Source organism: Nocardia sp. NBC_00403 (assembly GCF_036046055.1).
In the GTDB taxonomy this organism is placed as follows: domain Bacteria; phylum Actinomycetota; class Actinomycetes; order Mycobacteriales; family Mycobacteriaceae; genus Nocardia.
On sequence record NZ_CP107939.1, the window covers coordinates 8,651,843 to 8,677,438 of the forward strand.

A 25,596-nucleotide genomic window follows, 5' to 3' on the forward strand; every position below is an offset into this window, starting at 1 on the left:
CTGAACCCGCCTCAGCCCTTCGGGGCAGGCATCTCGCCGGCGGCTCGACTCGGATCGATGATGCCGAACGACTCACCCTGCGGAGCCGCGAGGACGGCCGACCGCCCGACCGGGGAGTCCGACGCGGGCTGCAACACGGTGCCGCCCAGTTCGAGGGCCTTGGCGATGCCCGCGTCGACGTCGTCGAACTGGAACCACACCAGCCAGTAGTCCGGCATCGAGTCGCTCACCGTAGCCGAGTCGTCGGTCAGCCCGCCGACCCCTTCGGTCCGGCCCGGCGGGGTGAACATCAGATACTCGGCGTCGCCGAGTTGGAAATCGGCGTAGCTGAAGCCGAAGACATTTGCATAGAAGTCCTTCGCGGCCGGCAGGTCGCGGGTGTGCAGCTCGTTCCAGACGTAGGCGCCGTGCTCGTTGTAGACCGCGGCGCCGTTGTGCTGCTTGGCTTGCCATACCGCGAAGGCCGCGCCGCTCGGGTCGGCGGCGACGAACATCCGGCCGAACTCCATCACGTCGAAGGTCGGCACCATCAACCGGCCGCCCGCGGCCACCACCGCGTCGGCGCTGGTGTCGGCGTTCACGACGGCGAAGTAGGTCGTCCAGGCCGACGGCATCCCGGGCATGGCGTCGGGCTTGGGCCCGATGCCCGCCACCGCCGCGCCGGATTTCGCCGCCATCAGATAGCCGCCCGTATCCGGGCCGCCGTCCTGGATCTCCCAACCGAACAACTGGGTGTAGAACTCGCTGGCCTTCGCCGGGTCGTCGACCTGACAGTCGACCCAGGCGGGTGTACCAGGTTGCCAGGCCTCGTTGCGTATGGGCATTGGACATCTCCGTTTCGATGAGTTTCGTATCGACAAACGGCCGAGCAATCGCCTTCTCACAACTCCGCGGTGCACTCACCATCTCGGCGACCACGCGAACCACCCACAGTCAACCAGCCGGGACCGACAGTTTTCGCGGGTTCGGCAATGCCGCCGATTTCCGTGCCCGACCGTCTTACAGTGAGAGATATGCGTTTCGGTCTGGACTACGCCGCGGGACGTCCTGGGGGTGCAGCAATCCGCGCGGCAGGGTTCGATTTCGTGGTGCGCTACCTGTCCGATGGCGGCCCGACACTGCCGGGCAAGCTGCTCACGCCCGCCGAGGCCGACGATCTGCGGGCGCACGGGGTGTCGATCGTGTCGAACTGGGAAACCACCGCCGCCCGCATGCTCGACGGCCATGGTGCCGGCATCGTGGATGCCCGCGCGGGCCTGGCACAGGTGCTGCGCTGCGGTGGCCGCCGGGACCGGCCGATCTACTTCTCCGCCGATTTCGATTCGACGCCGCAGGATCAACTCGCCATCAACGCCTACCTGAATGGTGCGGCAACGGTTCTCGGCGCCGCGAATGTCGGTGTCTACGGCGGGTATTGGTCGGTCAGCAGGGCGCTGGACGCGGGCAGTGCGGCGTGGGCGTGGCAGACCGATGCCTGGTCGGGGACCAATGTCGAAACTCGCCGCAACATCCATCAGACGCTGCGCCAGGTGGTGGTCGCCGGGGTGCTCTGCGATGTGAACGAGGCCGAAACCGAAGACTTCGGCCAATGGGATTTCCTACAGGAGGAACCGGACGTGACGCCGGAACAAGAGGCAGTGCTGCGTGACATCCAGATTCAGCTGCGTGGGCCCGGCCTTGCCGGCTGGCCGCAGTTGGGCACCGACGCCGATGGCCGCAGCCTGACCCTGGTGGACGGACTGGCCGCGGCGCTGCACCGGATCGAGGACCTGGAGCGCGAATCAACTGGATTGCGAACGCAAATCGGCGAATTGCGGACCGAGATCAGTGAACTGGAGGCCACGACAGCCGATTTGGTTGATGAGGTCGAGCGGTTGAACGGGCGGCATTGGCCGTGGCCGTTGTCCCTGATCGAAGGTCCCGCGGCGCTCGTCGCGGAGCAGCTGGCTCGACTGGAGTCCTTGTTGCCGGACTTGCCCGGTATGCCCGGTCATGGCGAATCGGCGCAGGATGACCGAGCCGAGATCGCACAGCCGGCACAGCCCGGAACCGTGCAGTGAACTGAACGTCGCCTACAGCCCCACTGTTGCTGGATCGGGTGGGGACGCGCGAATCACAGGGGGACAAAGGGATTCGGAAGATCGAGGTCGGCCGATTCGGCCGGAATTTTGGCGATGAGCGGGTTCTCTCGGGGGTCCAGGAGAACCCGCCCTCTCGCACGAGGGTACCGGCGTAGGGACACGAAATCATCACTTCATGAGGACTTTTACGGGCACCAAAAACCAACTCTCAGTACGTATTTCAACCATCGGCTAACGCATCGCAACCGCGCCGTCAAAGAATTGCCATGTGGCGTAGGACACATCGGTAGCTCATCGATTGCCCTTATCGCATCGGATGCAGCGGTGGGCCGGCCGGTTTCCCGGCCGGCCCACTGTCGTTCGAGCGCACCGCGTTCGAACCGGACCTCGATCAGATCCGATCGAGGTCGATCAGCCCACGCCGTACCGCCTGCAACAACCGGCGCGGCACCTTGTGCACAACACCTCCGACAGTGACCGGCACCAGGTCGGGCGGTGTCGCCTTCCACTGTGCGCGGCGGCTGCGGGTATTCGACCGCGACATCCTGCGCTTCGGAACCGCCATGTCAGCCCTCCCCTCGTCCGGGCTGGGACGCTGCGCGGGCCCGCCTGCCGTACTTGCGCTCGAACTTCTCCACCCGGCCCTGGGTGTCCATCACGCGGTGCGCTCCGGTCCAGAACGGGTGCGAATCGGACGTCACGTCCACCATGAGCAACGGGTAGGTGTTGCCGTCCGACCACTGCACCGTCCGCGTGCTGGTGGAGGTGGACCTGGTCAGGAACTGCTTGCCGGTGCTCGAATCCTCGAAAACCACCGGGTGGTAGTCCGGATGTATTCCGATCTTCATGTGCTTTCTCCTTTCGGGCTTTTCGACTGTCCCGCACTGCCTTCCACGGGCAGGCCGGTCGATTCACCGGTCTCGCACGGGTCGGTGTGCCATTCGCCGAACGGGTCTTCCCACTGCGCGACCAGTTCGGGCGCGCGTTCGAGCAGGCGTAGTTCGTCGTCCTCGACAAGAGCCCAGTGCAGGGCCTGGCGAATCTCGGCAGGATCGGCGTCGTGCACCAGGATCACCAGCGAGATGTCCCGATCGCCGAACCTGTCGTCCCAGCGCAGTGCGGCCATCACCCGCCGAGTCGGATCGGCGCTTTCCAGCTCCGCAGGGCTCATTGCCGCCAGCCACGGTCCCGCACCACCGACGCGCAGGCCGCCGCCCGCCGACTCCAGCCACACCACCTCGTCGGGCTGAGTGGCGAGCCAGATGCGGCCACGTGCGGTCACCACACCGTCGAACAGCACGTCGAGCGCTTCGTGCAGGCGCACAGGATGGAAGGGGCGGCTCGCGGCGAACTCCATCAGCGTGACTGCGTGATCGGCGCCGAGCGGTGGCTGTCCGCGCAGGAGCGGCGCGTGCGCGTCGAAGACCCGGCCGCGCCGGGAGTCCACGGGAATTCGGGTGAGCAGGGTCTCGATCTCCTCGGAGCCGGGACCGTCGGGGGCCACCCAGGCGATGGGGGCTTCGGGCACCAGCCTGGCCAGCACCGCGCCGAGCCGCAGCCGCTCTAGCGGGTCACCCGAATCACCGAGCGCCACAACGGCATCGGCGAAATCGACCTGGCCGACCGCGAGCTGCGCGACAGCTCGTTCGTCGTCCGCGGTGGCGAGGCCGCGCTCGGCGAGCGTCTCCTCACCGGTCGCATCGGCGAGCCACCGCTCGGCCTCGAGGCAGGTCACCACGGCCTCCAGGCGCACGTCGCGACCGGCAGGCCCATCCACCCTGCCGACGATGCCGGTGACGACGACATTCTCGATCGCCTGGCAGACCGCTTCGGCTTCGAACGCCGGATCGAGCGCGAGCACAATGCGATACACCGAGTCGCGCGCGGCCAACGCGCACAGCAGGGGCAACAGATCCATGCGCAGGGTGCACGAGACGCAGCCGTGCGCGAGTTCGAGCACCGCCGAGGTCTCGTGCTCGCCGGCGCACACCGTCCGATGCACGATGCCTTCGCGCAATCCACTCAGGTCGTGCCGAATGGTCACGGTGCCTGGCGTCATGCGCAGCGCATCGGCCGCGCGGTCCACACCCGCCGTCGCGCGTCCGGAAGATCCGGCGATCACCACGACGGGCGTTCTCCGGTCGGACTCGATCACCGGTACTCCTTTCGATAACGATTTTCATTTACAGTAGCCCGACGGTACATTGTCGAACAGCCGTTGTCGAAAACGATTGTCATCTACTGGAGGGAGACCGCATGTCGGCCCACTGCCAGGTCACCGGGCGCAAGCCGGGGTTCGGCAAGTCCGTGTCGCACTCGCATAAACGGACGAGTCGTCGCTGGAACCCCAATATCCAGCGCAAGACCTACTACCTGCCCAGCGAGGATCGGCGCATCACGCTGACCGTCTCCGCCAAAGGCATCAAGACCATCGACCGGGACGGAATCGAAGCCGTTGTGGCCCGGATCCGGGCTCGCGGCGACAAGATCTGAGAGGAACACCGATGGCATCCAAGTCGACCGAGCTCCGGCCGATCATCAAGCTGAAATCCACTGCGGGAACCGGATATACGTACGTCACCCGAAAGAATCGGCGCAACGATCCGGACCGGATGGTGCTGCGCAAATACGACCCCGTGGTCCGCAAGCACGTCGATTTCCGCGAGGAACGCTGATGGCCAAGAAGTCGAAGATCGCACGCAACCAACAACGCGAGGAGGTCGTCGCGCGCTATGCCACCCGGCGCGCCGAGCTCAAGGAGCTGATCCGAAACCCGGCCACCTCCGACGCCGACCGTGCCGTCGCGCAGTCGGCGCTACAACGGCTGCCTCGCGATGCGAGTCCGGTACGATTGCGCAATCGGGACGCCGCTGACGGACGGCCGCGCGGTCATCTCCGGAAGTTCGGACTCTCCCGTGTGCGAGTGCGCGAAATGGCCCATCGGGGCGAATTGCCCGGTGTGCACAAATCGAGCTGGTAGACAACCACTGTTCTCGTGAGAAGGAACCCGTCATATGGCAGTCAAGCGAGCACCCTCGAAGAAGGTTCGCGCCGAACAGAACCGGCGGCCCAAGAAGAACCCGCTCATCTCCGCGGGCATCGAGATCGTCGACTACAAAGACGTGAATCTGCTGCGCACCTTCATCTCCGACCGCGGCAAGATCCGCAGCCGCCGGGTCACCGGGCTCACCCCCCAGCAGCAGCGCCAGGTCGCCGTCGCGGTGAAGAACGCCCGCGAGATGGCACTCTTGCCGTTCACCAGTCGGTAAGCCCACCCCGTCCAACGACCAGGGCCCCCGACGCAATGAAGAATGTGTCGGGGGCCTTGGTCGATCACAGCGCGGTCATCCAGCTCCGCAGTCATTCGGTCGCGCGAATCGCCACTGACGCGACCACCACGGAGCGAGTCTTACGAACAACCCGTTCACGACCTGCCTCGCGTCCGAGTCGTCGAAGCTTGAAGCGCCGGGGCGGACGAAGGCCCGACACTCGCGCATGCGCCGAAGGCGCGAGTCTCGACGGCTCGGACGCGAGACCAAGGGGGGCCGCGAACCCGTCGCGCCCGCGGCCAAAATTACGGGATGGTCAGGACCTGGCCGACGTTGATCGCATCCGGGTTGTCGATGCCGCTTGCGTTCGCGATCTCCTGGTAGCGGTTGCCGTCGCCGTAGAAGCGCTCGGCGATCGCCCACAGGGTGTCGCCCGGCTCGACCGTGTAGGTCTGCGCAGCCGGCGGCGGGGGCGGAACCTCTTCGGCGGCCGGCGCGGCCTCGGCCTCGGCCTCGGCGACCGGCTCGGGAGCAGACAGCGGGTTGTCGGTCTGGGTCTCCGACGACCACAGGGCGCTGCCGTCGGTGCCGTACAGCACCACGTTGCGGTCGGCCTGCACGGTCAGCCGGTCCGCGCTCCTGCCGTTGGTCTCGGTGGACCAGGCAGCGCCATCGCCCTTGTAGAGCACAAAGTTGCCATCCGCCTGCAGGACGGCGCGCTCGACACCCTGATCGTGAGTCTGGGTGGCCCACACGACATTTCCATCCGGCTCCGACAACACCAGGTTGCCATCCGGCTGCAGGGTCAGGGTGTACGCACCGCCCACCAGAGACTGGCCGAGCCCGAGTTCTTCACCTACGCGCAGCGTGTCGCCCACGTCGTTCCTTTCGAAGAGTTACTGTGCCAAGCATCCGACATCGACGCACGCCGCGACACCGCTTGCGACTGCACGCGGGTCGCCCGAAACAACACCGCTTGCGACTGCTTGCAGGTCTCCCGAAAACAACACCGCTTGCGACTGCTAGCAGGTCACAACAACACCGCTGGCGACTTGCTTGCAGATCGCTCGAAACAAGATCATGGCGTACGTCGGAGCCGAATCTACTGCCCTTCCGGGCCGCGCGGAAGGATTACGCGCACGGTTCGCCGAAAGTTCACTGTGTGGCGTTGGTCGCTGTGTTGGATTGCCGCACAGTGCAGCAGGCCATCTACGGCGATAGCTGGCACACGGCGAGGGCGATCTGCGCCGGTCGCGGGGCGTGGTCAACTAGGGTGGTGTCCATGTCTCGGATGTCGGGTGCGCGCCCCGTTGCTGCTGCCGCAGTTCTGCTCGCCGTCCTCGCTGTCGCAGGCTGCGGTGGCTCCGACGACGAAGGCGCACAACAGAAAACGACGACCGCAACGACCTCGGCGCCGACGACGCCCACCGAGCAGGCGAGCGGCAAGTCCGGCAACCCCTTCGTCGCCGATCCGACCATCGTCGGAGCCCATCCGATTCCGTTCACCTCGTGGACCCGGGTCGCCGACGATCGGATCGCGGTGAACTTCCAGACCGGCGCACCCGAGTGCTACGGCGTGGACGCAACCGCGAAGGAGACCGATTCGACGGTCACCATCGAACTGCGGTCCGGTACGCGCGCCGATGCAGTCGGGCGGATGTGCACGATGATCGCAGTGTTCGGCACGCTCGAGGTGCCGCTGCAGGCTCCACTCGGGAACCGCCAGGTCCTCAGCGCGACGTAAGGCCCCCTCAGCGAGGTCGCAGCCCCTCAGCGGCGGAAACACATCCTGGTGACCGATGTCGTAGATGTGTACGCACCGCACCGCACCGCACCGCACCGCACCGCACCGCACCGCACCGCACCGCACCGCACCGCACCGCACCGCACCGCACCGCACCGCACCGAAAAGCATTACGCACCAACATGTCTCGAGACATGGCATCGTGGTGTGCAGATCAAAGGATGAGCGCATCGCTCACGAGACGGGTTCGGCGACCGCGTCCGATAGCGCGGCGAACTCCAGGTAGCTGCCCGCGCGGGCCGGGCCCCAGGTCTTCTGCGCCATCACCCGCAGCGGCATCGTGATCGACACGGCAATCTGGGCGGGCGTCCGAACAGTCGGGTCGTCGCACCACACGAACAGACCGGACCCGAGGTTGCCTGCGTTCTGCTGCGGTGTCAGCCTGCTGCCGTCGACGAACACCGCGGGGTCCCACAGCTCGTAGGCTATCGGCGCAGGCACATTGCCGATCGAGGTCGGGCCGCCGGTCACGAAGTAGGTCGGTGTGAAGGCCGCGTTGCGGACCTCGTGTCCCGACGCGATGAGATCCACTGCGGTGCGCGCGATTCCGAAGTACGGCAGCGGCAGTTGCGCAATCCCCGCCCTACTCCAGAAATCGACGACGATGTCGGAATCGATGGCGATGGTTCCCTCGCCGGTGTGCAGACCGTCGTTCCAGATACGCGGTCGCTTGCCGTGCTCCCGCACTATCGCCGCGCCCCAATTGATCAGGCCGAGAAGGGCATCCACCGGTTGAGCCTGCGGTCCGTAGGTGGCGCGCGCATACGCGCCGATCTGTGGATAGTCCTCGAAGCTCGCGACACGGAGGCCGTCGAGCAGGAACTCGTCCGCACCGAGATGCCAATAGCGCCCAGGGAACAACGGCAGGAACTCTTCGAGGATGTCGCGCATCAGGTCGTAGCTGCGCGGATCGGCGATGTCGATGGCGGCGTCGGACACGACACCGTTCACGCTGCGCAGTTTCAACTCCGAATGGGCGGCGAGAATGCCGTTCATATGGCCGGGAAAGTCCACCTCGGGCACGATCTCGACCTGGTAGTGCGCCGCATATGCGATGAGATCGCGTAGCTCTTGTTTCGAATAGTGTTCCTGCGCTGTGACTTCCGGATGCCGGTCGCTGCCGAGCCGGAACCCGAATCGGTCCGAGAGATGCAGATGCAGCACATTCAATTTGAGCTGCCCCATCCGCCGGATCTGGGCGCGCAGCATATCGACCGGCATATACTCGCGGCCGACATCGAGCATCAGCCCGCGCTCGCGGTACTCCGGCCAATCGGTCACGACCCCGCCGGGCAGCGTGGTGCCGCGCCGTAGCAGTTGCAGCGCCGACCTGGTCGCGTAAAAGGTGCCCGCGACATCCACACCGGTCAGCTCGAGGGTTTCCGACACCGATATCCGGTAGGCCTCAGGAGATTCCGGCGCCGCTGGCACCGAACCGGTGCGCAGCACGAGGTCGCCCGACTCGCCCACCGAACCCGACTGCGCCACAACGTCATTGCCGGTGACGGCGCGCAGTCCTTCGGCAAGGTCGGTGGCGCTGTCGCGCAGCACATCCTGCGCGTATAACACCCGCGCGTGTGCACCGAGCGCGAACGAGGACCCACCGGGCACCCAGCTCTTCAGCGACGGAATGGCCTGGGGCACGACCTGCTCCGCACCGGCCTGCCCCTGCGCACCGAACACCATGGTGACCGCCGCGAGCATCATGACCACACCGGACGCCATCGCTGCACGAGTCGACATGCGACCAACTGTAGAAAGCCGGGTTCGATATCCGCCGAAGGTTGGCGACCTGTGTCGTGCGCGGACGCGAAGAGGGCGGACCCGATGGGCCCGCCCTCTTGCTCGACCAAGTGCGTGACGTGGTGTAGCTCAGTGCGCGAAGTGGCGAGAACCCGTGAGGTACAGGGTGACTCCGGCCTCGCGGGCCAGATCCACGGTGTCCTGATCGCGGACCGAGCCGCCCGGCTGCACGATCGCGCGGATGCCCGCTTGAATGAGCTGCTGCGGACCATCCGAGAAGGGGAAGAACGCGTCCGAAGCGGCGACCGAGCCCTTGGCGCGGTCACCGGCGCGCTGCACGGCAAGGCCGACCGCGTCAACCCGGTTCACCTGTCCCATGCCGACGCCGACCGAGGCACCGTCGTGGGCGAGCAGGATCGCGTTCGACTTCACGGCACGGCAGGCGCGCCAAGCGAATTCGAGATCCGCCAGGGTCTCGGCGTCGGCGGCCTCCCCGGCCACCAGCGTCCAGTTCTCCGGGTCATCGCCTGCCGCGTCCAGAATGTCGCGTTGCTGCAGCAACGCACCACCGCTGATCGGACGCAGCTCTCCGCCGGCCCGCTGCGGTGCCGCAGCAACCAGGATGCGCACATTCTTCTTGCGCTGCAACACTTCCACGGCGCCGTCGGCGTAGGACGGAGCGACGATCACCTCGGTGAAGATCTCGGCGACCTGCTCGGCCATCTCGACGGTCACCTCACGGTTGGCCGCGATCACACCGCCGTAGGCGCTGACCGGATCACACGCGTGCGCCTTGCGGTGCGCCTCGGCGATATCGGCGCCGATCGCAATGCCACAGGGGTTGGCGTGCTTGATGATTGCCACCGCGGGGGCGGTGTGGTCGTATGCGGCGCGCCACGCGGCATCGGCATCGGTGTAGTTGTTGTACGACATTTCCTTGCCGTGCAACTGCAGTGCCTGCGCGAGCCCGACGCCGCCGTCGTTGTCGACGTAAAGCGCGGCGGCCTGGTGCGGGTTCTCGCCGTAGCGCAGCACCGCGGCCTGCGCCCAGGTGCCGCCCAGCCAGCCGGGGAACTGCACACCGGCGAGCTCGGCCGACTCGGCCTTCCGCGGCACCAGCACGTTGGTCATCCAGCTCGCCACGGCGACGTCATAGCTCGCGGTGTGTTGGAAAGCCTTGGCCGCCAACGCGGTCCGCTCGGCCAGCGTGAAACCGCCGGCCTGCACCGCGCTGAGCACGTCGTCGTAGTCGCCGCTGTCGACGACCACCGCGACCGAAGGGTGGTTCTTGGCGGCGGCGCGCACCATGGACGGCCCGCCGATATCGATCTGCTCGACGCACTCGTCCGGAGTCGCCCCGCTGGCCACGGTCGCGGTGAACGGATACAGGTTCACCACCACCAGCTGGAACGCCTCGACGCCCAACTCCACCAGCTGGTCGACGTGCTCAGCCTTGCGGGTGTCGGCGAGGATGCCCGCGTGCACGCGTGGGTGCAGCGTCTTGACCCGGCCGTCCAGGGTCTCCGGGAACCCGGTCAGGTCCTCGACCTTGGTGACCGGGATGCCCGCGTCGGCGATCTTGCCTGCGGTCGACCCGGTCGACACGAGCTCGATGCCCGCGGCGTGCAGCCCGGTGGCGAGCTCGATGAGCCCGGTCTTGTCGTACACGCTGACAAGGGCCCGCTTGATCGACTTCCGCACCGATCCTTCGCTGCGCTCAGCCGGGTCAACCGTTCCTTCGCTGCGCTCAGCCGGGTCAACCGTTCCTTCGCTGCGCTCACTCACCGAAGAACTCGCTCATCTGGGATAACTGCCTTTCGTCCGTCGGAGACAATGCCTCTGATGGCGACGGCGGCGACAACTTCCGCCAGCAACCGTCGCTCGACAACCTTGATGCGCTCGTGCAGCGTGGCCTCGTCGTCGTCGTCCAGCACCGGCACCGCTTCCTGCGCGAGGATCGGTCCGGTGTCGACGCCGGAATCGACAAGGTGCACAGTGGAGCCGGTGACGCGGACACCGTAAGCCAGCGCGTCACGTACCCCGTGCGCGCCGGGGAAGGCGGGCAGCAGCGCGGGGTGGGTATTGATGATCCGGCCGCCGAATCGGGTCATGAACGCCGGACCGAGGAGCTTCATGAAGCCGGCCGAGACGACGAGATCGGGGTGGTACGCGGCGACCGCCTCGGTCAGCGCGGCATCCCACGCGGCGCGGTCGGGAAAGTCTTTGAGCGCCACCCGGAAATCCGGGATGCCCGCGGCGGCCGCGTGCTCGGTGGCGGCACAGTTCCTGTCGACACCGACGGCGACGATTCTCGCGGGATAGTCGGATGCGGACGCGGCTTCGATGAGGGCGCGCAGCAGCGACCCGGTGCCCGAGGCCAGCACGACGACGGTGGCCGGGGCCGTGGTGGGCACCCACTGAGCATGCGGGGACGTCAGCGCTCTACTCCTGCGTATCGATCGAAAGGCGGGGCTGTTCATAGTGCGGGCGGCACGAGACCGCCGCTGTAGAGCCTAACGACCGTCCACCGGGTCACTTTCCGGCAGGTCCGCCTCGACCACTTCGGCGTCGACGATGTCGGGGATGGTATCGCCGCCCGGCGCCGAACCGCGCACGCCGAGGGCAGGTTGCTCCTCGACGAGCTCGCCGTCGACTTCCACCTCGAGGTCAGGCCCGTCGTAGTGCTGGTACTCGTCGTCGTCGAAGTAGTCGTCGTCATCGGCCGCGTACTCGTCGTGGTCGGCGTCGTAGTCGTCATCGTGATAGTCGGCGGCGTGGTGATAGTCGGCGTACTCGTCGTCCGCGTAATAGTCGGCGTACTCGTCGTCCGCGTAGTAGTAGTCGTCGTCCTCGTCGTATCGGGTACTCGAAGCACCGACCGGGACGACGAAGAAACGCCCGAATACCAGCCCCGCATAACCCGCGACGGCCAGCCAGACGAAGCTCACCACCGCAAAGATCGGCAGGTCGAGACCGACTCGGCCGAACGTCCCGAGCACACCACCCGCGACCACGCCGAGCAATGCCAGCACCACGGTCGCCAGACCGGCCGAGGTCAGCGTCGCCCAGGGTGCGGCGATCCGGTCGGTGGAGGTCCGCGCGCTGTCCAGCCCGCTGAGGACACCGACCGCCGCCGGGATGAGCAGCAGCACCAGCCACCATCCCGCAGCAGGCCCGGTCGGCACCGCGGCGAGCACCGGCGCCGCCGGAATCGGCCCGCCGACCACCGAGAACACACCGACCGACGCGGCGCCGAACTGTGCGGATGCGCCCATCAGCACGCTCACCGCAGCGACGACCACATTCGGCAGATAGGCGAGCGAGAGCAGAGTCAGTCCGATAACCCCGGCGGCATTGCCGGCCGATTGGTAGGTCTCACCGATCCTGGACCAATGTGCGAAGAATGACATGACGGTGACCGCGGTGGCACAGGCGAGTAGCCGCAGCACGGTCCGGCCCGCGCCGAACGTGCCTGCGACAGCCCAGTCCGGCATCCGCAGCAGAGTGAAAACCCGGCGCCGATTGCGGGAGGCGATCCCACCCGCCGCGGCGAGTAGATGCACGCTGCCGACCCAACCGAACGCGGCGAGGGTGTTCGGCGGTTGCAGCGCGACGACTCCGGAGGCGTCCTCGGCGACCGCCAGACAGACCGCCGTGACCAGTAGGGGCCCGCCCAGCGCCGCACCGAGAATCCAACCGAGATCTGCGCGAGTGCTGTTCGGCTCGACCGCGCGGGCACATTCACGTCCGGAAAGCCAGACCAGCAGACTGGTCGGCAGCAGCGGCAGCAGGCCGAGCGATGTCTTGCCGATCACCAGCGGAACCTGGTGCGTCGCAAGCCAACCCGCGGCGATCGCGCCGGAGGTTCCGGCCATGTCGCTGCCCGAGGCCAGCAGCGTGGCGAGCACGAGGACGATAACGGCGGTGAGCGTGAGAGCCGTCGGGCGGGCGGCGACGAGCACCAGCACGCGGGCGCGTTCCGGACTCAGCGAAAGGAACCCGTGTTCGTCGCCATCGCTTGGTGCCGGAGCGCCGCGACGCGACCTGCGCACCGAGGAATCCGGCGCGCTACGGGACCCGGTGGTCCGGCGAACAAGAGAGGATCTCGGGGAGCTCATAGAAATTCAGCGTGGCAGCTCCCCCGGCGCGAGCGGGTCAGGCGCGCCGCGCCCGCCCGCGATGGGCGCGGCGCCGGGGAGAGCGACCGAAACTACTTGTTGTCGTCCGACGGACGGAACGCCTGGGTGGCGTCCGAGGCCGGGTCCGAACCCTGCTCACTACCGAAAGGCTGGCCCGGCTGGCCCGGCTGACCCGGCTGCGGCTGGCTCTGGCCGTAGCCGGGCGCACCGTACTGCTGCTGACCGGGCTGCGGTGCGCCGAAATGCTGGGTGGCGCTTTCGTCGGGGCGCGGCGTGGGCGCCGGCGCACCGTAGGGCGAACCCTGCTGTGCCGCACCGTATCCGGGCTGCTGACCGTAGGACGGCTGCTGACCGTAGCCCTGGCCGGGCTGGCTCTGGCCGTACGCGGGCTGGCTCTGGCCATAGGTGGGCTGGCTCGGCTGGCTGGGCTGGGCCTGACCGTAGGAGGGCTGGCTCTGGCCGTAGGACGGCTGCTGACCGTAGGTCTGGCCGGGCTGGCTCTGGCCGTAGCCGGACTGGCTCGGGCTTTGACCGAACGCCGAAAACGCCCCGGGCTGCTGGCCATAGCCACCCTGACCGAAACCGCTCGGCGGGCCCTGCGGCGCGGCCTGCTTGGGCGCGGGCGGCGTCAGGATGCCCGCTTCGAACAGCACCGCGCCGACTGCGGCCGCGGCCTGCACCAGGGCGAGGAAGAGCACAACCCATGCGCCCCACTTCAACTCGACACCGTCGGACAGATTGAACGACTGGACGACCAGCCCGAGGAAACCCGCGAGCGACGCGGCGGCGGCCGCACCGGTCCAGTTCTGCTTCGGCAGCAGCGACAGTCCGGCGAGCAGGCCACCCAGCAGCAGCAGTGCGAGCAGCGCCGTCAGCGGGACGTCGAAGCCGTTGGCACTTTTGCTGGCGATCTTGGCGCCGTTCAACGGGTTGACCGCCTCGCGGCCCGCATAGGGCAGGAACCCGAGCAGGAAGTTCAGCACGCCGAGGCCGGCGGCACCGGCTGTGAGGAAGTACGGCAGTCCCTTGGCATCGGGTCCGGGAGTGCTCGAACTTGTGCCGGTACTACCCGCCGACTGGCCGAGGCTGGAAGGAACGGAGGGCGTCGCGGGTGTGTTGTACCCGGAGCCCCCGGTCGGGTAGGACATGTCGTCGTCTCCTAGGTCGAGTCGTACGTTTCTAGACGGCTGGATCTCATCTGACGCTACTGCACTGGCCGGTCCCGGTCATCCTTAACGAACCGGCCGGGCGACCTGATCAAGCCTTCCGTGCCTGGTGCCGCATGACGGTCCCGACTCCATAACAATTCGCGCCCGGGGTATCCGACGGCCGAGTCGCCGTGGACACTCCGGGCGCGAAACCCCTCGAGTCGATGCGCGGAACCTCCGAATGACGTCAGTAGTGCGGCACCAGATAGTAGGCGCCGTAGCTGCCCTGGCAGTCGTAGTCCTGCCATTCGCCGTTCTCCACACCCTGCCGCGAGACTCACACTGCCCCACAGGTCCTCGGCCGGCCGGCCATCCGGCACCGGAACCCCGTTCGCCAGCACCAGTCGCACCAGCACAGCGCGTTCCAAGGGGCGATCGAGGGCGACATTCTCCTCGCCCACCCACACCTGCACTGAGCCCAGCACCAGCACCTCCACGCCAACAGCACGCCAGATTCCAGTGCGCTACCTCGGCCCGCGCAACGCCCGATCAGACCACCCGCAACACGAAAAGGCCGCCGCCCGAATCGGGCGGCGGCCTTTTCGACTATCGCGAATCAGGCGGTGATGCTTGCCTTCTCCAGGATTTCGCGTGCGAGCGCGGCGGTCTCGGACGGCGTCTTGCCGACCTTCACACCGGCAGCCTCGAGTGCGTCCTTCTTGGCCTGGGCAGTGCCGGCCGAGCCGGAGACGATGGCGCCCGCGTGGCCCATGGTCTTGCCCTCAGGGGCGGTGAAGCCCGCGACGTAGCCGACGACCGGCTTGGTGACATTGGCCTTGATGTAGGCCGCGGCCCGCTCCTCGGCGTCGCCGCCGATCTCGCCGATCATCACGATCAGCTTGGTCTCCGGGTCCTTCTCGAACGCCTCGATGGCGTCGATGTGGGTGGTGCCGATGACCGGGTCGCCGCCGATGCCGATGGCGGTCGAGAAGCCGAAGTCACGCAGCTCGAACATCATCTGGTAGGTCAGGGTGCCGGACTTCGACACCAGACCGACCGGACCCTTGCCGGTGATGTTGGCCGGGGTGATGCCGACCAGCGACTCGCCGGGGGTGATGATGCCGGGGCAGTTCGGGCCGATGATCCGGGTCTTGTTGCCCTTCTCGACGTTGTAGGCCCACGCGTACGCGGTGTCCTGCACCGGGATGCCCTCGGTGATGACCACGAGCAGCGGGATCTCCGCGTCGATGGCCTCGATGATGGCGTCCTTGGCGAACTTCGGCGGCACAAACGCGATGGAGACATCCGCGCCGGTTTCCTTGATGGCCTCGGCGACGGTGCCGAACACCGGCAGCTCGACCGCGGCGCCGTCCTTATCGGTGTGCGCGACGGTGGTGCCCGCCTTGCGCGCGTTGACGCCACCGACGACCTGGGTGCCGGCCTTGAGCATCAGTGCGGTGTGCTTGGTGCCCTCACCGCCGGTGATGCCCTGGACGATGACCTTCGAGTCCTTGTTCAGGAAGATAGACATTTCCGATTTCCTTACTTGGCCGCTGCCAGTTCGGCGGCCTTGTCGGCGCCTTCGTCCATTGTCTGCGCAAGTGTGATCAGCGGATGCGCGGCATCGACCAGGATCTTGCGGCCCTCGTCGACCTTGTTGCCGTCGAGACGGACGACCAGCGGCTTGTTCGCCTCGGCGCCCAGGATTTCCAGCGCCTTCACGATGCCGTTGGCGACCGCGTCACACGCGGTGATGCCACCGAAGACGTTCACGAAAACGCTCTTGACCTGCGCGTCGTTCAGGATGACATCCAGGCCCGCGGCCATGACCTCGGCCGAGGCGCCGCCACCGATGTCGAGGAAGTTGGCGGGCTTGACGCCGCCGTGGTTCTCGCCCGCGTAGGCGACCACGTCGAGCGTGGACATCACGAGACCGGCGCCGTTGCCGATGATGCCGACCTCACCGTCGAGCTTGACGTAGTTGAGGTCGTTTTCCTTGGCCTTGAGCTCCAGCGGGTCGGTCGCGTCCTTGTCCGCGAACGCCTCGTGGTCCGGGTGCCGGAACTCGGCGTTCTCGTCGAGGGTGACCTTGCCGTCGAGGGCCAGGATCTGGTTGTCGGGGGTACGGACCAGCGGGTTGACCTCCACCAGGGTGGCGTCTTCGCCGACGAACACCTCCCACAGCTTCTGGATGGTCACGGCCGCGGCATCCAGCACGTCGGCGGGCAGGTGGCCCTGCTCGGCGATCGAACGGGCGAACGCGAGGTCGACACCCTTGACGGCGTCGACCGGGACCTTGGCCAGCCGCTCCGGCTTGGTGGCGGCGACCTCTTCGATCTCCATGCCGCCTTCGACCGAGCACATGGCCAGGTAGGTGCGGTTGGAACGATCCAGCAGGAAGGAGATGTAGTACTCCTCCGCGATGTCCTTGGCCTCGGCGACAAGGAGCTTCTTCACGATGTGGCCCTTGATATCCAGGCCGAGGATGTTCTGCGCATGGGTAAGCGCGTCGTCCGGGGTGGCGGCGTACTTGACGCCACCCGCCTTGCCACGGCCGCCCACCTTGACCTGCGCCTTGATCATTACCGGCTTGCCGATTTCCTCCGCGATGGCGCGGGCTTCCTCGACCGTGTCCGTCACGCGGCCCTCGGACGAGGGCACTCCGTGCTTAACGAAGAGCTCCTTCGCCTGGTATTCGAAGAGATCCATGTACTCACCGTCTCGTCTGCGTTGCTATGACAACGTCTTTGTTGGCGGCCCGACGTCGGAAGCGGGTCGGGTCGGACTCTAACCAGTCACATGGATGGCCAAACGGCCACATTCATCGTAAGTGGCGCAGGTCACGGGCCAGTGTCCAGGCCGGAAAAACCGCTGGCCAACACTACTCGCGAGTAGCTTTTGGCGGTGCGCCAGGTAGATCAGCCGAACCCGGAAGGGGGAGCCGTCTACTACAAGCTGTCGTCGAATGACCTCACCCGAGTGCCCAGCGCGCGGTGCGATATTCCGTAGTGTTACCGTGATCAATCTCACATGTTTGGATTGATCGCGCGCAGCGCTTGCGGACCCCGCAATCGTTTCGTTACCGTCAGTGCGGTCGATGTCACAACACGGTCACGACGAGGAGGACGGCAAGCTTGACGCAGCACAGCACTCCGCACACGGAGAGCCGTTCCGCAGATGACCTGTCAACACCCCATCGGGGCAGGGATCTCGACACCGCGAACATCTCCAGCTTCATGATGTGGCATAGCCGATGAATCATCGCTCGACCCTCCCTACTTCCAATCGCGGTCGCTCCGGCCATCGTTATCGTGCCGATGACGAACCGTTCGGCGGCTACGCCGACCAGAGCAGACAGGGTGCCCCGGCAGCCGACGCCCGATATGCGGCCCCCGCCGCCGGAGCGCATGCCGGATACGACTTCCACCCCGCAGGCGACCACCGCGACGACTCCTGGTCCGCGAACGGTGCATGGTCGCAACAGGATTCGTGGTCCGACGGCGGCGCGTGGTCGGCCGAGGAAGCGTGGGCGCCCGCCGCCGACAACTCGTGGGCGCCCGCCGCCGACAACTCGTGGACGCCCGAAGCCGACAATTCTTGGACGCCCGAAGCCGACAATTCTTGGACGCCCGAAGCCGGCGACTCCTGGACGCCCCATTCCGACGACTCGTGGACTCCCGATACCGGTGATTCCTGGGCCCCCGACGCGGACGACTCGTGGGAACACGAGACGGACGACGCCGAATCCCCTGCCTTTCCCACTGTCATCCCCGGGCGCCGTTCGCAGCGCCGCGGCGGCGCACATCGAGTGCCCGCGCCACCGTCCTCGCTCAAGGGACGTGCCGCGGTCGTCGCTGTCGCGGCCGGCGCTGTCGTCGCCGCAGGCCAGGCCGCGTTCGCCTCGCCCGAACAGCCTTCGGCGACCGTCGACTACGAAGCCGCCGGTCAGATTCACGAGATCGCCGCGCAGTCGATGAGCGTGTCCGATCCCACTGCCGCTCCGGATTCGCCTCAGGTGCTCAATGTCTCGGCCCCGAGCAACCTGGGCCAGTTCAACGACATCCTGCAAAAAGGGCAGAAGTACGCCGAGGATCTCGCCGCTGAAGAAGCCGCCAAGCTGCGCCCGCTGTTCACGAAGTTCGCCGCGGGCAATTTCACCTCCGGCTACGGCGCCCGCTGGGGCGTCCAGCACCTCGGCATCGACATCGCGGGCCCGATCGGAACCCCGATCTACGCGGTAGCCGACGGCACAGTCATCGAGGCCGGCCCGGCCAGCGGATTCGGCATGTGGGTTCGGCTGCTGCACGACGACGGCACCGTCACCATCTACGGCCACATCGACACCGCAACGGTGTCACAGGGCCAGCGAGTCCTGGCGGGCGATCAGATTGCCACCATCGGCAACCGCGGCTTCTCCACCGGCCCGCACTGCCACTTCGAGGTATGGCTCAACGGCCACGACAAGATCGACCCGCTGCCCTGGCTCGCCACCCGCGGCATCAGCCTCGGCCAACAGCGCGACTGACCAAGCCGCCACACCCGCCTCTGTAGGCATAGAACCCGCTTACCGGTGGGCTCGGCGCCGCCTCGGACCGATGGTCGCTGTGCCCTGATGTAGTGGCGCGGACTGCTGCCGCAGGTCTTGGTGCCGTGTCCCACACCGTCAACTGCTGCAGGCCTTGGACGCGTGTCTCGGACCGGCGATCGCTGGAGGCATCGCGCTCTGCCACACCGCCGCATTGCGCGCACCGACCACAGCTACTGCGCCCTTCGCGCATCGACGGCCACGGTAGGACTCGGCACCATGTCGCGCACCCCGACAGCCGACCGGTGTCCTGTCACAGGTCGGCGAATCCGAGGCCGCGCCGCGCCACGGTGAGAAGGCCGAGATCGTGGCCGTCGCGTGGGTAGGTGATCAACGGCACGCTTCCTGCGTGCACCGGAGCGAGATAGCTTCTGGGTATGGCTCGTACAACGACGTACACCCAATTCATTGCGCTGCCAACGGAAGACGTATGGCGAGTGCTGGGGGATCTGGATCGGTGGCCGGAGTGGAATGCGGCGGTCACTTCAGTGCGGTTGCATGGGGTGGTCGCGGTCGGCACTACTGGGGACTATCTGCCGCGCGGGTGGGTCCGCGAGGCGGTGCATGGGCGGACTGCGCCGCCGTTTGTGATCACGATGCTTGTTCCTGGGCGTGAACTGGCGCTGGAGCAACCGGAACCGGCGGGGCGAATGCGGATGTCGTGGACGCTGACGCCGCGCGACGGTGGGACCGAGGTGACCCAGCGGCTCACCTTCAGCGGGGTGTCCGCGCCGATCGCCAGGGCCGTGGTCGGTCCGCAGCTGGAAACAGATGCCCGTGTGTGCTTTGCACGGCTCGCTCAGCTCGCCGGGATCGCTCCGGACGCTTCGGCCTTGCATGCGGTGATCGCGGGCGGCACCGGGGCATTGGGCAAGCAGATTGCCGCAGACCTGACCTGCCGGGGCCATCGCGTGACCATCCTGACGCGGCGGCGCGACCCGGGGCTGCCGTTCGCGCAGGCGGAGTGGGACGGCAGGTCCGTCGGCGAATGGATTGGTGTGCTGAAGAATTCGGAGCCGACCGCGGTGATCAATCTGGCCGGCAAGCTGGTCGACTGCCGGCCGACCCGACGCAATATCGATGAATTGCGCCGCAGCCGAGTGGATTCGACGCGCGCCCTGGTCGACGCAGCCGCCACGCTGGACGCGCCGATCGACTACTGGGTGCAGGCCGGCACGACCGCGATCTGGTCTGATGCGGGCGAAATCCGTTGCACCGAAACAACTCCGCTGCCGGTCGGGCTACCGCAGATGACCGGAGTGGCCGAGCCATGGGAGCGTGCCTTCGATGGTGCAAATGCGCTGCACTCGACGATCCTGCGCACCTCGATCGTGCTCGACGCCCAGGCTCCCGCACTGAAACGACTCGGCCAATTGACCAAAGCCGGCCTCGGCGGCCGGGTCGGCAGCGGCAAGCAGTGGTTCAGCTGGATTCACATCGCAGACTGGCTCGCCATCGTCCGCGCCGCCCTCGGACTCGACCCCGAGGTCACGCTGCCGAACGGAATCCTGGTGGCCGCCACCGACTTCCCGGTCCGCAACCGCGAACTGATGACGGCGCTGCGCCGACACCTGCACCGCCCGCCCGCACCGCCGACCCCGGCAGCCCTGCTGGCAGTAGGCGCGATCCTGCTGTGCTCGGACCCCGCCCTCGGCCTCACCGGCAGGCATGCAACCTCAACGGTGCTGCGCGAGGCCGGTTTCCGCTTCCAATACCCAAGCCTGGACGAAGCACTCAGCGATCTGCTGCCCCGCTGATCGAACAACCAGATCGCAGAAAGCTGCCCGCTGGACCACAACGACCACCCACGACAGCGAGTGGCGCTGCCAGCGCGACCAGCCCGTCAGCGTGCTCACGCAGCCGCAGCTCGACAGACTCGATGCACCCGAGCGGACACGTCGAACCACCTCGGGGCGGCGGCTTGTCACCCTTCGATCAGCAGAGCGGTTGGCAGCCGCTGTCTCAGAGCTTGACCAGCGTCCGGCTGTATTGCGGGATCAGGCGGATCTTTCCGGCAGTGCCGAAATCGATGGTGACGGTGGCCAACGGCCCGAAGCCTTCGGCCGCGACAACTCGGCCGAGGCCGTATTTGTCGTCGGTGACCCGGTCCCCAACGGCAAGTACGAGATTGGCGTTGTTGCGGGTGGCGCCGCCGGGTGCGGGGCGGCGCGGGCCGCGGTCACCGCGCACGCCGGGGCGCTGCTCGTTCCAGCCGTCGCCTCGGGTCCAGTCCCGTTCCACGCTGTCGTCGTCACCGCGACGCCGGATGCTGCGCGTCAGCGGTGAACCGCTCGGCTCCAGCCGCTTCCAGTCGATGAGGTGGCTCGGAATCTCCTGCAGGAAGCGAGATTCCGGGTTCGAGACGGGCTGGCCCCAGCCGGAACGGACTACCGCGCGCGACAGGTACAGCCGTTGTCTGGCCCTGGTGATGCCGACGTAGGCGAGGCGGCGTTCCTCGGCGAGCTCGGAGGGATCGCCGAGCGCCCGCATGTGCGGGAACTGGCCGTCCTCCCAGCCCGTCACGAACACGACGGGAAACTCCAGGCCCTTGGCGGTGTGCAGGGTCATCATCGTGACCACGCCCGCGCCCTCGTCGGGGATCTGATCGGTGTCGGCCACCAGCGAGACCCGCTCCAGGAAGGCCGCGAGCGAACCGGGATCCGGTTCACCATCGGCCGCCTCCGGCACCAGGCCCTCCTCGCGGGCCGCGGCGGCGTTGTTGTAGGCCTCGGAGCTGAATTCCCGTGCGACGCTGACCAATTCGTTCAGGTTGTCCAGCCGGGCGCCGTCCTGCGGGTCGTCGGACGCCGCCAACTCGGCGCGATAGCCGGTGCGTTCCAGCACCGCATCGACCACATTCCCGACATCCGGGAAGTCGAGGTCGGCCTGCGCGCCCGCCGCCCGAATCTGCTCGAGCAGCTCGAGGAACCCGGCGATCGCGCGCTGGGCGCGGGTGTTCAGCAGTGCGACCTTGCCCTCGGCGGCATCGCGCAGTGCCGCGGCGAAACCGATGCCGCGCTGTTCGGCATGCACGGCCACGCACGCCTCGGCGCGGTCACCGATGCCGCGGCGTGGGGTGTTGAGAATCCGGCGCAGGCTCACCGCGTCGTCGGGGTTCTCCAGTACGCGCAGGTAGGCGACGATGTCGCGCACCTCTTTGCGCTCGTAGAAGCGGACGCCACCGACCACCTTGTACGGCAGACCCATTCGAATGAAGATCTCTTCCAGCGCGCGCGAGTTGTTGTTGGTGCGATAGAAGACCGCGACGTCGCCGTACGTGGCTTCCTTGGCATCCACCAGCCGGTCGATCTCGCGGGCCACGAAGGAGGCCTCGTCGTGCTCGTTGTCGGCGACATAGCCGGTGATCAGATCACCTTCGCCGGAATCGGTCCACAGTCGCTTGTCGCGACGGTTCTCGTTGCGCGAGATCACCGCGTTCGCGGCCGAAAGGATGTGCTGGGTGGACCGGTAATTCTGTTCCAGCAGAATAGTTTCGGCATCCGGGAAGTCGCGTTCGAATTCCTCGATATTGCGGATGGTCGCGCCGCGGAAGGCGTAGATGGACTGGTCCGCGTCACCGACCACGCACAGTTCACTCGGCGCCACCGCGTCCGGCGCCTCGCCGTCGCCGGATTCCGCTGCCTCGGTGTGGTGTCCGACCAGCTCACGCACCAGAATGTACTGCGCGTGGTTGGTGTCCTGATACTCGTCGACGAGCACGTGCCGGAAGCGGCGACGGTAGTACTCCGCGACCTGCGGGTGGTTTTGCAGCAGCGCCACCGTCTCGCCGATCAGGTCGTCGAAATCCATCGCGTTCGCCGCGCGCAGTCGGCGCTGATATTCGGTGTAGACCCTGGCGATGAGACCCGGCAATTCGGTCTCGTCGGATTCGGCGTCCGCCGTTGCCTGCGCGGGCCCGATGAGCTCGTTCTTCAGATTCGAGATGGCGGTCGCGAGTAGCCGCGCCGAGTATTTCTTCACATCGATGTCGAAGTCGCGGCTGATCATCGTGAGCAGTCGCCGCGAATCGTCGGCATCGTAGATGGAGAAATTCGAATTCAGCCCGGGCAGCAGGGCCGACTGCATGCGCAGGATGCGTACGCAGCTGGAGTGGAATGTGGAAACCCACATATTGTTGGCGCGCGGGCCGACCAGACCGATGACGCGTTCCCGCATCTCCGCAGCAGCCTTGTTGGTGAAGGTGATGGCCAGGATCTGGCCGGGCGTCGCGCCGCGCGCGGCGAGCAGATAGGCGATGCGCCTGGTCAGCACGGCGGTCTTGCCCGAGCCCGCGCCCGCGACGATCAGCAGCGGCGCGCCGGTGTGCACGACCGCGGCGCGCTGTTGCGGGTTGAGACCCTCGAGTAGCCGCTCGGCCTCTTCGGCCTTGCGTTGCTCCCTTTCGAGGCGGCGCTGCTCAGGGGACTGCGCCGAATCCACGGCACGACCATCGTCGACCTGCGGTTTCTTGGCTGAGTCCTGGTGCCGAGTCTGCCCGGCCTGCATCTGGGGAGCCACCGTGATGTCCATCGTCCATCAACGCTACCGGCGGCTACCGACAGAGATGAAGTCCCCGCTCCCGTCGATGTCTGTTCGGCGGCGTGTCGGCGAACGATGAGTGAACAGCCGCAGCGTGTCCCGGGCGGCAAATCTGTGACGGCGCTCTCAGCAGATTCACAAAATGAAGTGTTTTGCATTGCTTCGGACCCATGGCACACTGGCCACATGGTCTGCGCTCGAGGGATGTATCCGATACGGTTAACAGCCGGATATCGTGATGGCAGACCCTACGCCTGAGCGCCCGTCCGGGGGGACAATGCAACACCCAAACAGGTCTGTTGCACGGTGAAAGAACCGATCGGTAACGAGCCGGGCTCACCCGCCGATCCATGTTCTGACACGAGGAGATGAATGATGAGCACGCCTGCCACGACGACCGGGTCCGACTCGGCTCTCCCGCACTCCGAGGCGGAGATCGAGAAGCTCCGCAAGGAGATCGACCAGCTCGACGCGGAAATCCTCGCCGCCATCAAGCGCCGAACCGAGATCTCCAGGATTATCGGCCGCACGCGCATGGCTTCCGGCGGAACCCGCCTCGTGCACAGTCGTGAGATGAAGGTGCTCGAGCGCTTCAGTGAACTCGGCCAGGAGGGCCACACCCTCGCGATGCTGCTGCTGCGGCTCGGCCGCGGCCGCCTCGGCCACTGACTGCCTGCCCGCCGGGCTACCGACCCGCCGCGCACGCGGCCCCCACACTCATGCGGCGATCGTAAGACCTCCGCATTCCCAAAGGCCGCCCCGGGTGTTCACCCCCGGGGCGGTCGTTTCGCGTCCGGGACCGGCGCTCAGGTGAGCGCGATGTACTTGGTGGACAAGTACTCTTCGATGCCCTCGATACCGCCCTCTCGGCCGAAGCCAGAGGCCTTCACACCACCGAAGGGCGCGGCGGGGTCGGAGATCACGCCACGATTGACCCCGACCATGCCGCTGTCCAGACCCTCCGCGACGCGCAGCGCGCGATCGAGGTCGCGGGTGTAGACATAGCTGACCAAACCGAATTCGGTGTCGTTGGCGGCGGCGAGCCCCTCGGCCTCGGTCTCGAAACCGACGATCGGCGCGACCGGCCCGAACACCTCCTCGCGCAGGATCCTGGCGTGCGGCGGCACCTCCGTCAGGATGGTCGCGGGGTAGAACCAGCCGGGGCCGCCCGGCGCCTTGCCGCCCAGCTGCACCTGCGCGCCCGCCGACACCGCGTCCTCGACGAGTTCGCTCACGATGTTCAGCTGGTCCTCGCTGATCAGCGGGCCGAGGGTGGTGCCGGGGTCGGTGCCGGGACCGAGCGTGACGGTGCTCGACATGATCTCGACGAACTTGGTGGTGAACTCCTCGAGCACGCCGCTCTGCACATGGAAGCGGTTGGCCGCGGTGCATGCCTCGCCGCCGTTGCGCAGCTTGGCGAGCATCGCGCCCTGCACGGCCGCGTCGATATCGGCATCGTCGAACACCACGAACGGCGCGTTGCCGCCGAGTTCCATCGAGGTACGCAACAGTCCGTGGGCCGACTTCTCGACGAGTTGCTTGCCGACCTCGGTCGATCCGGTAAAGGTGAGCTTGCGCAGGCGCGGATCGTCGAGCAGCGGCTGCGTCACCGTGCCGGAACGGCTGGAGGTGATCACCGAGAGCACGCCGTGCGGCAGACCGGCCTCGCTGCACAGCTTCGCTAGCAGCAGCATGGTCAGCGGGGTCGCCGAAGCGGGCTTGACGATCATCGTGCAGCCCGCGGCGAGCGCGGGACCGATCTTGCGAGTCCCCATGGCCAGCGGGAAGTTCCACGGCGTAATCGCCAGACACGGTCCGACCGGCTGCTTGTGCACCATGATCCGGCCGGCGCCGGACGGCGCGTGCAGATAGCGCCCGTGCACGCGCACGGCCTCTTCGCTGAACCAGCGAAAGAACTCGGCGCCATAGCGCACCTCGTTGCGACTCTCCGGCAGCGCCTTGCCCATTTCCAAGGTCATCAGCAGCGCGAATTCCTCGGCGCGTGCGGTGATCGCCTCGAACACCGCGCGCAGGATCTCGCCACGCTCCCGCGCCGAGGTCGCGGCCCAATCCGCCTGTGCCGCGTCGGCCGCGTCGAGCGCGCGCACCGCGTCCGCCGGCGTCGCGTCCGCGACGTGCGTCAACACCTCCCCGGTGGCCGGATTGTGCACCTCGAAAGTGCCGCCTCCGGTGGCATCGACCGGCCCGCCGATCCACAACTGTGTCGGTACTGACTGAAGAAGTTCGCGTTCGGACACCATGTCGCCAGCCTATGCCGACCGCTCGAC

General features: G+C 67.0%; 24 protein-coding genes. 10 read left to right on the top strand and 14 right to left on the bottom strand.

The window, feature by feature from the left end; translation table 11 throughout:
• Positions 1-11: 11 nt before the first annotated feature.
• Positions 12-824, bottom strand: coding sequence for a VOC family protein (locus tag OHQ90_RS38970; RefSeq protein WP_328406328.1), 813 nt, complete (start codon positions 822-824; stop codon positions 12-14).
• 189 nt (positions 825-1,013) lie between these two features.
• On the opposite strand from OHQ90_RS38970, the gene OHQ90_RS38975 reads away from it, so the two are divergent.
• A complete protein-coding gene (locus OHQ90_RS38975; RefSeq protein WP_328406330.1) occupies positions 1,014-2,060 on the top strand; it encodes a DUF1906 domain-containing protein in 1,047 nt (348 codons plus the stop codon).
• A 412-nt stretch (positions 2,061-2,472) separates the two neighbouring features.
• Here the strand turns inward: OHQ90_RS38975 and rpmF are convergent, their stop codons facing one another.
• From rpmF to mrf, 3 genes are read right to left on the bottom strand one after another with little or no spacing between them, the layout of a single operon-like run.
• On the bottom strand, positions 2,473-2,646 hold the full coding sequence (gene rpmF, locus OHQ90_RS38980) for a 50S ribosomal protein L32 (protein ID WP_328406332.1): 174 nt from the start codon (positions 2,644-2,646) through the stop codon (positions 2,473-2,475).
• 1 nt (position 2,647) lies between these two features.
• Positions 2,648-2,929, bottom strand: coding sequence for a type B 50S ribosomal protein L31 (locus OHQ90_RS38985; protein ID WP_328406334.1), 282 nt, complete (start codon positions 2,927-2,929; stop codon positions 2,648-2,650).
• The gene (gene mrf / locus OHQ90_RS38990; protein ID WP_442941278.1) at positions 2,926-4,236 is read right to left on the bottom strand and encodes a ribosome hibernation factor-recruiting GTPase MRF; all 1,311 of its coding nucleotides are present in this window, start codon (positions 4,234-4,236) and stop codon (positions 2,926-2,928) included. Before mrf ends, OHQ90_RS38985 begins: the two co-directional genes overlap by 4 nt.
• A 101-nt stretch (positions 4,237-4,337) precedes the next feature.
• Between mrf and rpmB the strand changes: the two genes are divergently transcribed.
• The 4 genes from rpmB to rpsR are packed head-to-tail and all read left to right on the top strand — an operon-like array spanning position 4,338 to position 5,350.
• On the top strand, positions 4,338-4,574 hold the full coding sequence (gene rpmB, locus OHQ90_RS38995) for a 50S ribosomal protein L28 (RefSeq protein ID WP_328406336.1): 237 nt from the start codon (positions 4,338-4,340) through the stop codon (positions 4,572-4,574).
• Between the two features lie 11 nt (positions 4,575-4,585).
• A complete protein-coding gene (gene rpmG / locus OHQ90_RS39000) occupies positions 4,586-4,756 on the top strand; it encodes a 50S ribosomal protein L33 (protein WP_328406338.1) in 171 nt (56 codons plus the stop codon).
• Positions 4,756-5,061 carry a 30S ribosomal protein S14 gene (rpsN, locus tag OHQ90_RS39005; RefSeq protein ID WP_328406340.1) on the top strand — a complete coding sequence of 102 codons (306 nt, stop codon included), beginning with the start codon at positions 4,756-4,758 and terminating at the stop codon, positions 5,059-5,061. Before rpmG ends, rpsN begins: the two co-directional genes overlap by 1 nt.
• Before the next feature lie 34 nt (positions 5,062-5,095).
• Positions 5,096-5,350, top strand: a complete 255-nt coding sequence (gene rpsR / locus OHQ90_RS39010) for a 30S ribosomal protein S18 (protein ID WP_328406342.1) — start codon at positions 5,096-5,098, stop codon at positions 5,348-5,350.
• 305 nt (positions 5,351-5,655) lie between these two features.
• Here the strand turns inward: rpsR and OHQ90_RS39015 are convergent, their stop codons facing one another.
• Positions 5,656-6,228 carry a LysM peptidoglycan-binding domain-containing protein gene (locus tag OHQ90_RS39015; protein ID WP_328406344.1) on the bottom strand — a complete coding sequence of 191 codons (573 nt, stop codon included), beginning with the start codon at positions 6,226-6,228 and terminating at the stop codon, positions 5,656-5,658.
• A 404-nt stretch (positions 6,229-6,632) separates the two neighbouring features.
• On the opposite strand from OHQ90_RS39015, the gene OHQ90_RS39020 reads away from it, so the two are divergent.
• Complete coding sequence (locus OHQ90_RS39020; RefSeq protein ID WP_442941279.1) at positions 6,633-7,094, top strand: hypothetical protein; 462 nt, start codon at positions 6,633-6,635, stop codon at positions 7,092-7,094.
• 48 nt (positions 7,095-7,142) lie between these two features.
• Positions 7,143-7,319, top strand: coding sequence for a hypothetical protein (locus tag OHQ90_RS39025; RefSeq protein WP_328406346.1), 177 nt, complete (start codon positions 7,143-7,145; stop codon positions 7,317-7,319).
• 9 nt (positions 7,320-7,328) lie between these two features.
• Here the strand turns inward: OHQ90_RS39025 and OHQ90_RS39030 are convergent, their stop codons facing one another.
• From OHQ90_RS39030 to sucC, 7 genes are all read right to left on the bottom strand, one after another.
• Positions 7,329-8,897: a beta-N-acetylhexosaminidase gene (locus tag OHQ90_RS39030; protein WP_328406348.1), complete on the bottom strand. Its 1,569-nt coding sequence runs from the start codon at positions 8,895-8,897 to the stop codon at positions 7,329-7,331.
• Between the two features lie 129 nt (positions 8,898-9,026).
• Positions 9,027-10,598 carry a bifunctional phosphoribosylaminoimidazolecarboxamide formyltransferase/IMP cyclohydrolase gene (gene purH, locus OHQ90_RS39035; protein ID WP_328406350.1) on the bottom strand — a complete coding sequence of 524 codons (1,572 nt, stop codon included), beginning with the start codon at positions 10,596-10,598 and terminating at the stop codon, positions 9,027-9,029.
• Between the two features lie 80 nt (positions 10,599-10,678).
• Positions 10,679-11,353 (bottom strand): phosphoribosylglycinamide formyltransferase, encoded by a 675-nt coding sequence (gene purN, locus OHQ90_RS39040; RefSeq protein WP_442941530.1) that lies wholly within the window; start codon positions 11,351-11,353, stop codon positions 10,679-10,681.
• 57 nt (positions 11,354-11,410) lie between these two features.
• The gene (locus tag OHQ90_RS39045) at positions 11,411-12,949 is read right to left on the bottom strand and encodes a cell division protein PerM (RefSeq protein ID WP_328406354.1); all 1,539 of its coding nucleotides are present in this window, start codon (positions 12,947-12,949) and stop codon (positions 11,411-11,413) included.
• Positions 12,950-13,107: 158 nt separating this feature from the next.
• Complete coding sequence (locus tag OHQ90_RS39050) at positions 13,108-14,184, bottom strand: DUF5336 domain-containing protein (protein WP_328406356.1); 1,077 nt, start codon at positions 14,182-14,184, stop codon at positions 13,108-13,110.
• 616 nt (positions 14,185-14,800) lie between these two features.
• Positions 14,801-15,715, bottom strand: a complete 915-nt coding sequence (gene sucD, locus OHQ90_RS39055; RefSeq protein ID WP_328406358.1) for a succinate--CoA ligase subunit alpha — start codon at positions 15,713-15,715, stop codon at positions 14,801-14,803.
• Positions 15,716-15,726: 11 nt separating this feature from the next.
• Positions 15,727-16,893: an ADP-forming succinate--CoA ligase subunit beta gene (sucC, locus tag OHQ90_RS39060; protein WP_328406360.1), complete on the bottom strand. Its 1,167-nt coding sequence runs from the start codon at positions 16,891-16,893 to the stop codon at positions 15,727-15,729.
• A 544-nt stretch (positions 16,894-17,437) separates the two neighbouring features.
• Here sucC and OHQ90_RS39065 point away from each other — a divergent pair.
• Positions 17,438-18,709, top strand: coding sequence for a peptidoglycan DD-metalloendopeptidase family protein (locus OHQ90_RS39065; protein WP_328406362.1), 1,272 nt, complete (start codon positions 17,438-17,440; stop codon positions 18,707-18,709).
• Positions 18,710-19,146: 437 nt separating this feature from the next.
• Positions 19,147-20,526: a DUF1731 domain-containing protein gene (locus tag OHQ90_RS39070; RefSeq protein WP_328406364.1), complete on the top strand. Its 1,380-nt coding sequence runs from the start codon at positions 19,147-19,149 to the stop codon at positions 20,524-20,526.
• 205 nt (positions 20,527-20,731) lie between these two features.
• On the opposite strand, the gene OHQ90_RS39075 is transcribed toward OHQ90_RS39070, so the two are convergent.
• Positions 20,732-23,299, bottom strand: a complete 2,568-nt coding sequence (locus OHQ90_RS39075) for a UvrD-helicase domain-containing protein (protein ID WP_328406366.1) — start codon at positions 23,297-23,299, stop codon at positions 20,732-20,734.
• A 384-nt stretch (positions 23,300-23,683) separates the two neighbouring features.
• Between OHQ90_RS39075 and OHQ90_RS39080 the strand changes: the two genes are divergently transcribed.
• Entirely contained in the window at positions 23,684-23,977 is a 294-nt protein-coding gene (locus OHQ90_RS39080; protein WP_328413435.1) for a chorismate mutase, read from the top strand.
• Positions 23,978-24,114: 137 nt separating this feature from the next.
• Here the strand turns inward: OHQ90_RS39080 and OHQ90_RS39085 are convergent, their stop codons facing one another.
• Positions 24,115-25,569: an NAD-dependent succinate-semialdehyde dehydrogenase gene (locus OHQ90_RS39085; protein WP_328406368.1), complete on the bottom strand. Its 1,455-nt coding sequence runs from the start codon at positions 25,567-25,569 to the stop codon at positions 24,115-24,117.
• Positions 25,570-25,596: the final 27 nt, after the last annotated feature.

Excerpts from the sequence above, each read along its gene's own strand:
- OHQ90_RS38970 (WP_328406328.1), bottom strand. The coding sequence starts at position 824 with ATGCCCATACGCAACGAGGCCTGGCAACCTGGTACACCCGCCTGGGTC.
- OHQ90_RS38975 (WP_328406330.1), top strand. The coding sequence starts at position 1,014 with ATGCGTTTCGGTCTGGACTACGCCGCGGGACGTCCTGGGGGTGCAGCA.
- rpmF (WP_328406332.1), bottom strand. The coding sequence starts at position 2,646 with ATGGCGGTTCCGAAGCGCAGGATGTCGCGGTCGAATACCCGCAGCCGC.
- OHQ90_RS38985 (WP_328406334.1), bottom strand. The coding sequence starts at position 2,929 with ATGAAGATCGGAATACATCCGGACTACCACCCGGTGGTTTTCGAGGAT.
- rpmB (WP_328406336.1), top strand. The coding sequence starts at position 4,338 with ATGTCGGCCCACTGCCAGGTCACCGGGCGCAAGCCGGGGTTCGGCAAG.
- rpmG (WP_328406338.1), top strand. The coding sequence starts at position 4,586 with ATGGCATCCAAGTCGACCGAGCTCCGGCCGATCATCAAGCTGAAATCC.
- rpsN (WP_328406340.1), top strand. The coding sequence starts at position 4,756 with ATGGCCAAGAAGTCGAAGATCGCACGCAACCAACAACGCGAGGAGGTC.
- rpsR (WP_328406342.1), top strand. The coding sequence starts at position 5,096 with ATGGCAGTCAAGCGAGCACCCTCGAAGAAGGTTCGCGCCGAACAGAAC.
- OHQ90_RS39020 (WP_442941279.1), top strand. The coding sequence starts at position 6,633 with ATGTCTCGGATGTCGGGTGCGCGCCCCGTTGCTGCTGCCGCAGTTCTG.
- OHQ90_RS39030 (WP_328406348.1), bottom strand. The coding sequence starts at position 8,897 with ATGTCGACTCGTGCAGCGATGGCGTCCGGTGTGGTCATGATGCTCGCG.
- OHQ90_RS39050 (WP_328406356.1), bottom strand. The coding sequence starts at position 14,184 with ATGTCCTACCCGACCGGGGGCTCCGGGTACAACACACCCGCGACGCCC.
- sucD (WP_328406358.1), bottom strand. The coding sequence starts at position 15,715 with ATGTCTATCTTCCTGAACAAGGACTCGAAGGTCATCGTCCAGGGCATC.
- sucC (WP_328406360.1), bottom strand. The coding sequence starts at position 16,893 with ATGGATCTCTTCGAATACCAGGCGAAGGAGCTCTTCGTTAAGCACGGA.
- OHQ90_RS39065 (WP_328406362.1), top strand. The coding sequence starts at position 17,438 with ATGAATCATCGCTCGACCCTCCCTACTTCCAATCGCGGTCGCTCCGGC.
- OHQ90_RS39070 (WP_328406364.1), top strand. The coding sequence starts at position 19,147 with ATGGCTCGTACAACGACGTACACCCAATTCATTGCGCTGCCAACGGAA.
- OHQ90_RS39075 (WP_328406366.1), bottom strand. The coding sequence starts at position 23,299 with ATGGACATCACGGTGGCTCCCCAGATGCAGGCCGGGCAGACTCGGCAC.
- OHQ90_RS39080 (WP_328413435.1), top strand. The coding sequence starts at position 23,684 with ATGAGCACGCCTGCCACGACGACCGGGTCCGACTCGGCTCTCCCGCAC.
- OHQ90_RS39085 (WP_328406368.1), bottom strand. The coding sequence starts at position 25,569 with ATGGTGTCCGAACGCGAACTTCTTCAGTCAGTACCGACACAGTTGTGG.